The organism is Acinetobacter sp. YH16042 (genome assembly GCF_013417245.1).
GTDB lineage: Bacteria > Pseudomonadota > Gammaproteobacteria > Pseudomonadales > Moraxellaceae > Acinetobacter > Acinetobacter amyesii.
Map to the genome: position 1 here is coordinate 1 of NZ_VPEJ01000134.1, position 1,213 is coordinate 1,213.

Genomic DNA, 1,213 nt, shown 5'->3' on the forward strand with positions numbered 1-1,213 from the left:
CAGGATGGTCTGACGCCCTTGCTCATGGCGGGTTTTTGGTGCTTGGGATGCTTGTAATAGCTTTGCTTGAGCGTCTTTATGTACCTTTTACAGAAAAATTTCTGTCTTTCTTCACTAAAAAAGCAGGGACAGAAAGGGATCACTTGACGGATGTACGAGAAGTCGCAAAGGAAGCTGAAAAAAAGCAAAGTGCACCATCTTTTAACCCTGAAAATTTTTATAAAGCGGGCAGTTTCTTTCTCGGTCTCGATGAGAAAGGCGAGCCGATCTACTGGGAAGGTGACCTGCCTCACTGCCAAATAGTCGGGACTTCGGGCGCAGGGAAAGGTCGAGCCATCGGGACGATCGTCGCTCAGTGTGCTTTGGCAGGTCAGCCTTGCTTTATCTTTGATCCGAAAGACGACGAATATGGGGCAGCCCAAGCCAAAAAAGCGGCCGATGATGCGGGGTTGCCTTACTACTACATCGACTTACGGAAAAAAAAGCCACAATTTTCGATCTTCGAAGGGTGTGATCAAGATCAGCTTGAGGAGCTTTTAGTTGCGGGGTTTGAGCTTGGAGAGAAAGGAGAAGCCTCCGACTACTACAAGCTAGCAGACCGAGATATGGCGTGGAGCATTTCTGAACTTTTTGAGGTAGGAGATACACCTCAAAGCATCTTTAAAGCCCATCGAAAAATGATGGATAAAGCTGAAGGATTTAAAGCAAAATTTTCAGAGCTAGCCCGTACTCCATCGATCAACGCAAAACTGGGACTTTCCCTTTTGAGCGTCGTACAAAAAGCGGGGGTTGTTTACATCGTCGGATCGATGAGAAATTCCCGCATCATCCGCATCCAAAAGATACTTTTAGTCTGGCTTATACAGCAAACAGAAATTCGTGATCGTATAGAAAGTACGCCTAAAAAGATCCTCGTCGTTTTGGATGAGCTTAAGTATCACATCTCAAAGACTGCGCTCGAAGCTTTGGGTGCTGCACGTGATAAAGGGCTTCATGTACTTATGGCACATCAAAGCCTTGGTGATCTAAGAGACTGCCCAAGTGATCTAAAGCCTGAAACTGTCATCGATGCAGTCTTTGAAAATGCACCCCTTAAAATCGTCTACAGAGTCCAAAGTCCTGAGACTGCGGAGCTTTTTGCACGTAAATCGGGGAAAAGTTTGGTGGATGTTGAGAGCCGACAGGGCGCTAAGGCGCTTGGCCTAGCGCAAAA

General features: G+C 46.6%; 1 protein-coding gene. It reads left to right on the plus strand.

Annotation, left to right across the window (positions count from 1 at the left end):
- Positions 1–47: 47 nt before the first annotated feature.
- Positions 48–1,213 (plus strand): type IV secretory system conjugative DNA transfer family protein (locus tag FTV37_RS17560; protein WP_180064347.1); only part of this gene is annotated, 1,166 nt, incomplete at its 3' end.